This window comes from Streptomyces sp. NPDC057638, assembly GCF_042800315.1.
Taxonomy (GTDB): domain Bacteria; phylum Actinomycetota; class Actinomycetes; order Streptomycetales; family Streptomycetaceae; genus Streptomyces.
On sequence record NZ_JBHVHF010000343.1, the window covers coordinates 1 to 7,594 of the forward strand.

The 7,594-nt window shown below is 75.3% G+C and carries 5 protein-coding genes; 3 read left to right on the plus strand and 2 right to left on the minus strand.

All coding sequences use genetic code 11. The features are described from left to right. The first annotated feature begins 706 nt into the window (after window positions 1-706). The 3 genes from ACFVIM_RS30280 (at window position 707) to ACFVIM_RS30290 (ending at window position 4,282) form a co-directional block, all read left to right on the plus strand. Window positions 707-1,981 carry a sensor histidine kinase gene (locus tag ACFVIM_RS30280; protein WP_384308019.1) on the plus strand — a complete coding sequence of 425 codons (1,275 nt, stop codon included), beginning with the start codon at window positions 707-709 and terminating at the stop codon, window positions 1,979-1,981. Next, entirely contained in the window at window positions 1,978-2,649 is a 672-nt protein-coding gene (locus tag ACFVIM_RS30285) for a response regulator (protein ID WP_384308022.1), read from the plus strand. The genes ACFVIM_RS30280 and ACFVIM_RS30285 overlap by 4 nt, the downstream gene beginning before the upstream one ends. A gap of 184 nt (window positions 2,650-2,833) precedes the next feature. Continuing rightward, window positions 2,834-4,282, plus strand: a complete 1,449-nt coding sequence (locus ACFVIM_RS30290; protein WP_384308025.1) for a peptidoglycan D,D-transpeptidase FtsI family protein — start codon at window positions 2,834-2,836, stop codon at window positions 4,280-4,282. Window positions 4,283-4,455: 173 nt separating this feature from the next. Here the strand turns inward: ACFVIM_RS30290 and araD are convergent, their stop codons facing one another. Continuing rightward, window positions 4,456-6,207, minus strand: a complete 1,752-nt coding sequence (gene araD / locus ACFVIM_RS30295) for an L-arabinonate dehydratase (protein WP_384308031.1) — start codon at window positions 6,205-6,207, stop codon at window positions 4,456-4,458. 332 nt (window positions 6,208-6,539) lie between these two features. After that, on the minus strand, window positions 6,540-7,439 hold the full coding sequence (locus ACFVIM_RS30300; protein WP_384308028.1) for a dihydrodipicolinate synthase family protein: 900 nt from the start codon (window positions 7,437-7,439) through the stop codon (window positions 6,540-6,542). Window positions 7,440-7,594 lie beyond the last annotated feature (155 nt).

Below are 7,594 nucleotides of genomic sequence, written 5' to 3' on the forward strand. Positions count from 1 at the left end.
GGCCCCACGCGGCCACGCCCCTACGCGCGGACCCGGGCCCCGCGCGGCCGGGCCCCTTCCTGCGGGCCCGTCCCCGCCCTGCCTGCGGGCCAGCCCCCCACCCGTACCCACACCCGTGCGGGCGGGCGGGTTCCACCCCCGTGTGGGCAGGCGTTCCGCAAGGCGATGGGGGTCCCCCCGGCCGAAGGCTGGGGGAGGGTGGGCACACGGGAACCCCTTGCCGGGCAGGCGTTCCCACCCGCCCAGCCCCGTACCCGGCCTCCCCGGCCACGGGCCCGCGCCCCCGCGCAACGGGCCCCGCTGAGGGCCGCACCTCGTGTACGTACCCCGTGAGGGTCACGTCCCGGTGCGGGGCCCGTCCGGCAGGGGCCGGGCCGACAGGGCCCGGTGTCCGGGTGGTGGGCTTGTGCCCACCCGTTCCGCCCAGCGGAACGACTGCCCACAAGGGTGCGGAACCCGTGCCCACAAGCCAGTAGAGCCCGGCCACCTCGCGCCAGAGGGGACGGCACATCAGCGGATACGGCTCAGCGCGGCCATCCAGCGCAAGGCCCACGGCGCGAGGTGGGAGCCATGCCTGCCAAGCAGGCTCGGGCCACGACACGGGGCGAGGCACCACGTGGGGCGGCTGGGGCAGCGCAGCTCGCGAACCAGGTGGACGCAGGAGCTGGGGCGGGGCCGCCGCGAGGGGGGTGAATAGGGTGGGGGGATGGGGGAGCTGTTAGGGGGGAGGGCGCGGCGGAGGTGGGTGCACCTGGTGCTGGGCGGCGCCCTCATGGTCCCGTTCTGGATCGTCGGCACCCTCCTCACCAGCCCCCTCCACGACGGCGTCACCCTCTTCGGCGGCTCCCTGAGCGGCCAGTTGCTGGGCCATGCCGCGGGCCTGCCGCTGGTCGCGGTCGCGAGTCTCCTCCCGCTGGCCCGGCCGCTCGCGGCGGCGGTGACGCGGACGTTGTGCGGGGTGGTGCCGGAGGACCTCGCGGAGGGGCCCGCGCGGTCGTGGGCGGCGCGGTGGCGTACCGCGGTCTGGTTCACGCTCCATCTCGGTATCGGCGCGGTCGTCAGTGGCGCCTCGCTCGCGCTGCCGCCGTTCGCGGCGACGGTTTTCGTGGTGCCGTTCTTCCCCCGGCTGCGGGAGTTCTTCGGGGTTTCGGACGTCGCGGGCTGGTGGCTCGCGCTCTTCCCGCCCGCCGCCGTCGTCATGCTGTCGGCGCTCGCGGGCTGTTCGGCGGCGGCGGGGCTGCTGCTGGCCCGGCTGGCGCCGGTGCTGCTGGGGCCGACGCCCGCCGACCGGCTGGCGGCGGCGGAGCGCCGGGCGACCGCGTTGGCCGAGCGGAACCGGCTCGCCCGTGAGCTGCATGATTCCGTGGGTCACGCGTTGAGCGCGGTGGCTCTCCAGGCGGGTGCGGCGCGCCGGGTGTTCGCCTCGGATCCGGCGTTCGTCCGGGAGGCACTGGCCGCGATCGAGGAGACGACCCGGCGTACGGTCGGCGAGCTGGACGCGGTCCTCGGGCTGTTGCGGGACGACGGCGGCGGTGGGCGCGAGGTCACCGGCCCCACGCTGGAGGCGCTCGACGGGCTGGTGGCCCGGAGCGGGGTGCCGGTGACGGTCACGGCCGAGGGCGATCCGGGGACGGTGCCCGCGCCCGTCTCCCGGGAGGCGTACCGCATCGTCCAGGAGGGCCTGGGCAACGCCCTGCGCCATGCCGGGGCCGTCCCGGTGGGGCTGTGGATCGCCGTACGCGGCGAGGAACTGGAGATCACGGTGGAGAACCCGTTGCCCGCCCGACCGCCCGTGACCCGTCCCGGCGGTGGCCGGGGGCTGCGCGGGGTCGGCGAACGCGCCGCCCTGCTGGGCGGCGCCGCCCACGCCGGGCCGGATGACGGCCGCTGGCGGCTGCGCGCCCGGCTGCCGCTGCACGGTGGCGCGCCGGTCCCGCGCGCCACCACAGAGGACGCACGCACCCAAGGAGGCGCGCGATGAGCACGGCACCGGAGCGGGCCCTGCGGATCGTCGTCGCCGACGACGAACGCATGGTCCGCACCGCCCTGCGTGTCATCCTCGCCGCCGAGGAGGACCTCACGGTGGTCGGGGAGGCGTCGACCGGCGCCGAGGCCGTCGCCCTCGCCGGTGAGCTGGGCCCGGACGTCGTCCTCATGGACGTACGGATGCCGGAGGTGGACGGCATCGAGGCGACCCGGCGGATCCTGGCCGGGCATCCCGCGCCGCCCAGGATCGTCGTGGTGACGACCTTCGAGAACGACTCCTATGTCTACGACGCGCTGCGCGCGGGCGCCTCCGGCTTCCTGTTGAAGCGGGTGGCCGCCGACGAGCTGGTGCGGGCGGTGCGGCTGGTGGCCCGGAGCGACTCGCTCCTGTTCCCCTCGGCGGTGCGCGACCTGGCGGCGCGGTACGGGGCGCTGCTGGAGCGCACGCCCCCGCCCTGGGTGGCGGAGCTGACCGAGCGCGAGTCCCATGTGCTGCGGCTGATGACGACGGGCCTGACGAACGCGGAGATCGCCCGGCGGATGGAGGTCGGGGCGGCGACGGTGAAGACGCATGTGGCGGGTGTGCTGGCGAAGACGGGCGCCCGGGACCGTACCCAGGCGGTGATCGCCGCGTATGAGTCGGGGTTCGTCACCCCGCGCTGAGGCGCGGCCCGGTGGGTGTCACCCGGCGCTGCGGCGCGCCCTCCACCCCGGTGGGTGTCACCCGTGCTTGAGGCGCGCCCTCCGGCCCGGTCCGCCCGTACCCGGAGATCCCCCCAGATGAGGAGAGTCTGAGAATCGGCGGGTACGGGAACGCCGGGTCCGTGCCCGTTCGTCCTCCGGTGGGATGAACAGGACCATCAGACACACCGCCGTCTTCAGTCTGCTCCTGGTGCTCGCGCTGCTGCTGCGGGCCACCTGGCTCCAGGGGTACGAGGCCAAGGCACTGGCGGAGAACGACAGGAACCGGCGCCCGGTGATCGCGCAGTACGCGCAGCCGATGGGCGACATCGTGGTGGCCGGGGCGCCGGTCACCGGCTCGGCGCGGACCACGGGCGGCGACCTCGCGTACAAGCGGACGTACACCGACGGACCGCTGTACGCGGCGGTGACGGGGTACAGCTCGCAGGCGTACGGCTCGACCCAGCTGGAGGGGATCCACCGGTCCGTGCTCGACGGCACGGACGACCGGCTGAAGAACCCGCTGGACGCGCTCACCGGCGAGCAGCAGAAACCGGGTTCCGTGCTGACCACGATCGACCCCGCCGTCCAGCGCGCGGGCTACGAGGCGCTCGGCGACACCAAGGGCGCGGCCGTCGCGATCGACTCCGCGAGCGGCCGGATCCTCGGCATGGTCAGCACCCCTTCGTACGATCCGTCCGCGATAGCCGGGACGGCGGACGGGGACACCTGGAAGAAGCTGCTGGCCGACGAGGACAAGCCGATGGTGAACCGGGCGCTGCGGCAGCCGCTGCCGCCCGGGTCCACGTTCAAGCTGGTGGTCGCGGCGGCGGCGCTGGAGGACGGGCTCTACGCGTCGGTGGACGAGCCGACCGACAGCCCGATGCCGTACGTCCTGCCGGACACCGTGCGCGAGCTGCCGAACGACATCGCGAACGCGCCCTGTGAGAACGCCTCGCTGCGCACCGCTCTGCGCTACTCCTGCAACAACGTCTTCGCCCAGGCCGCCGTCGACCTGGGCCAGGACAAGGTCCGCGCGATGGCCGAGGGCTTCGGGTTCAACGACGCTGAACTGGACGTACCGGTCCGGGCGTACGAGAGCGTCTACCCGACCGGGATGAACCGGCCGGAGACCGCGCTGACGGGCATCGGGCAGTTCGAGGTGACCGCCACCCCGCTCCAGATGGCGATGGTCTCGGCCGCGATAGCCAACGACGGTGTGCTGGAGGCGCCGCACATGGTCTCGCGCGTGGTGGACTCGGCGGGCACCACCCTGGACGCGTACGAGGACCAGCCGTCGAAGCGGGTCGTCTCGGAGCGGACCGCGGAGCAGCTGCGCAGCGCGATGGTGACGGTCGTCGAGGACGGTACGGCGTCGAACGCGCGGGTGGCGGGCGCGGAGGTCGGCGGCAAGACGGGCACCGCCCAGCACGGCGAGAACAACAGCGAGACGCCGTACGCCTGGTTCACCTCCTACGCCAAGGGCGAGAACGGCCAGGAGGTGGCGGTGGCGGTGCTGATCGAGGACGCGGGCGGCCCGCGCTCGGAGGTCAGCGGCAACGGGCTGGCGGCTCCGGTGGCGCAGAAGATGATGGCGGCGGCGCTGAAGGGCTGAGCCCCGGGCCCGGTCCGGGGGTGGTCGGGCCGGGCCCGGTCGCGGGGCGATGGGCCGGGCGCGCGGGCTCCACGGCGGACCCGGTCCGGGGACGACGGCCGCGCCGCTCCTGGTGCCCGGCCGGACCCGTACGCGGGCCGGGTCGCGCGAACCCGCCGCGAACCCCCGGGGGCTCAGCCGGTGTAGGGGTCGGGGGTGTGGCCGGGACGGGCGAGGAAGGCGAAGTCACAGCCCGTGTCGGCCTGGGTGACCTGTTCGCTGTAGAGCGCCCCGTACCCCCGCTGGAACCGTTCGGGGGGCGGGCGCCACGCGGCCCGCCGCCGGGCGAGTTCGTCCTCGGGGACCTCCAGGGTCAGCCGCCGGGCGGGCACGTCGAGGGTGATCGGGTCGCCGTCACGGACGAGCGCCAGCGGGCCGCCGACGGCGGACTCGGGCGCGATGTGCAGCACGCAGGCGCCGTAGCTGGTGCCGCTCATCCGGGCGTCGGAGAGGCGCACCATGTCCCGCACCCCCCGCTCCAGCAGCTGGGCCGGGATCGGCAGCATCCCGTACTCGGGCATCCCGGGGCCACCGAGCGGTCCCGCGTTCTGGAGCACCAGGACATGGTCGGCGGTGATCCCGAGCGAGGGATCGTCGATGGTGGCGCGCAGCGTGCGGTAGTCGGGGAAGACCACGGCGGGCCCGGTGTGCCGCAGCAGCCGGGGCTCGGCCGCGATGTGCTTGATGACCGCGCCGTCGGGGCAGAGGTTGCCCCGCAGCACGGCCACCCCGCCCTCGTCCGCGACGGGCCGCCCGCGCGGCCGGATGACCTCGTCGTCGTGGACGCGGGCGCGGGCGAGCTGGTCCCGCAGGGTCGGCCCGGCCACGGTGGGCCGGTCGAGATGGAGCACGTCGGCGATCCGGGTGAGGAAGGCGGGCAGCCCCCCGGCGAAGTGGAAGTCCTCCATCAGGAAGCGTCCGCCGGGCCGCAGATCGGCGAGGACCGGCACCCGGCGGGCGATCCGGTCGAAGTCGTCGAGGGTGAGCGGTACCCCGGAGCGCCCGGCCATGGCGATCAGATGGATCACGGCGTTGGTGGAGCCGCCGAGGGCGAGGACGGTGGCCACGGCGTCCTCGTACGCCGGGCGGGTGAGGATCGCGGAGGGCCGCAGATCCTCCCGTACCAGTGCCACGATCCGGCGGCCGCAGGCGGCGGCCATCCGCTCGTGGCCGGAGTCGACGGCGGGGATGGAGGAGGCCCCGGGCAGGGTGACACCGAGCGCCTCGGCGGCGGCGGTCAGGGTGGCGGCGGTGCCCATGGTCATACAGGTGCCGGGCGAGCGGGCCAGCCCGTGCTCCAGTTCGGCGAGTTCGTCGTCGCCGATGAGTCCGGCGCGGTGGTCGTCCCAGTAGCGCCACATATCGGTACCGGAGCCGAGGATCTGGTCCCGCCAGTGACCGGGGAGCATGGGCCCGGCGGGGACGAAGACGGCGGGCAGGTCGACGGTGGCGGCGCCCATCAGCAGCGCGGGCGTGGACTTGTCGCAGCCGCCCATCAGCACGGCGCCGTCGACCGGGTAGGAGCGCAGCAGCTCCTCGGTCTCCATCGCCAGCAGATTGCGGTAGAGCATCGGCGTCGGCTTCTGGAACGTCTCGGAGAGGGTGGCGACCGGGAACTCCAGCGGGAAACCGCCCGCCTGCCATACCCCCCGTTTGACGGCCTGGGCGCGGTCGCGGAGGTGGACATGGCAGGGGTTGATGTCGGACCAGGTGTTGAGGACGGCGATGACCGGGCGGCCGAGGTGCTCCTCGGGGAGATAGCCGAGCTGACGGGTGCGGGCCCGGTGGCTGAACGAGCGCACACCGTCGGCGCCGTACCACTGGTGGCTGCGGAGGGTGGGGGCGGGACGGGGCGGGGGTGCCGGTGCCCCGGCCGGGTCGGACACACGCACCCCGGCCAGGGCCGGGACGGCGCCCGGCGCGGATCCCGGCACCGGACCCGGATCGGAGGCGAGCACCCCCGCCCGTGCGCGTACCCCGGCCGGTACGGGCGCCCCGGCCGGTACGGGCGCCCCGGCCGGTACGGGCGCCCCGGCCGGTACGGGGAGGGCGTCTGGCGCGCATACCCCGGCCGGTGCCGGGCCCGGATCGGAGGCGGACCTCCCGGCCCGTGCCGGGAGGGCTCCCGGCACCGGACCCGGATCGGACCCGCACACCCCAGCCGGGACCGGGCCGGGCGCGGGCACCCCCTCCGGGGCCCCGCCCGGGGCTGACGCGTTCATATGTCCCAGCCCCGGACCACGGCGGCGACCCGGGCGCGGCGCTCGGCGGGCAGGGGGCGGCTCGGGGGGCGCACGTCGCGGCGGCAGACACCGAGGACGGCGAGGGCCTCCTTGACGACGCTGACATTGTCGGCGGACCGGCGCTCGGCACGGAGGCGTTCGAAGGGCCGGACGCGTTCCCAGAGGGTCATGGCGTCCCCGTACCGGCCCTCGCGCAGCGCCGCGAGCAGGGCGAGCGAGATCCCGGGGGCCGCGTTGACCAGCCCGGAGGTGAAGCCGGTGGCGCCGCAGGCCCAGTAGGAGGGCGCGTACAGCTCGGCGAGCCCGGCGACCCAGACGAAGCGTTCCAGCCCGGCGTCCCGGGCGAAGGCGGCGAAGACGGCCGCGTCGGGCACGGCGTACTTGACCCCCACCACGTTGGGGCAGTGGCGGCCCAGCGCGGCGAGGGCGGATCCGCCGAGCAGCGGGTCACGGACGTACGGGACGATCCCCAGCCCCGGTACGGCGTCGGCGACGGCGCGGTGGTAGTCGACCCAGCCGCCCTCGGAGGCATACGGGTGCACGGGCTGGTGCACCATCACCAGCCGCGCCCCCGCGACGGCGGCCCGCCGGGCGGCGGCCACGGCGGTGGGCACCTCGTGCCCCACCCCGGCCACGACGGTGGCCCGCTCCCCCGCCTCCTCGACCGCCACCTCGACGGCCCGGTCGCGTTCGGCGGGGGTGAGCGCGTAGAACTCCCCGGTGTTGCCGTTGGGTGTCAGCGTGACGACCCCGGCGTCGACCAGCCGGCGCAGCACGGCCCGGTGGGCCTTCTCGTCGACGGTGCCGTCCGCCGCGAACGGCGTCACCGGGATCGCCACGACATCGGCGAGCGCGGCGCGTAGGGCGTCGGTCATGGGAGGGTCCTCCGTCGGTCGTCTCGGGAGCCCGGACGGGCCTGGTGGTGGGGACGGGAGCGTACGTACGGGAACGGGTGTGGCCATACGGGTACGGGAACGGGCCACCGGCCACGGCCCGCGCGGGCGACGCCGGACAGCGGGTGCCGGTGCCG

What these genes read in the sequence shown, in the direction of transcription:
- ACFVIM_RS30280 (WP_384308019.1), top strand. Translation starts at nt 707, where the DNA reads ATGGGGGAGCTGTTAGGGGGGAGGGCGCGGCGGAGGTGGGTGCACCTG.
- ACFVIM_RS30285 (WP_384308022.1), top strand. Translation starts at nt 1,978, where the DNA reads ATGAGCACGGCACCGGAGCGGGCCCTGCGGATCGTCGTCGCCGACGAC.
- ACFVIM_RS30290 (WP_384308025.1), top strand. Translation starts at nt 2,834, where the DNA reads ATGAACAGGACCATCAGACACACCGCCGTCTTCAGTCTGCTCCTGGTG.
- ACFVIM_RS30300 (WP_384308028.1), bottom strand. Translation starts at nt 7,439, where the DNA reads ATGACCGACGCCCTACGCGCCGCGCTCGCCGATGTCGTGGCGATCCCG.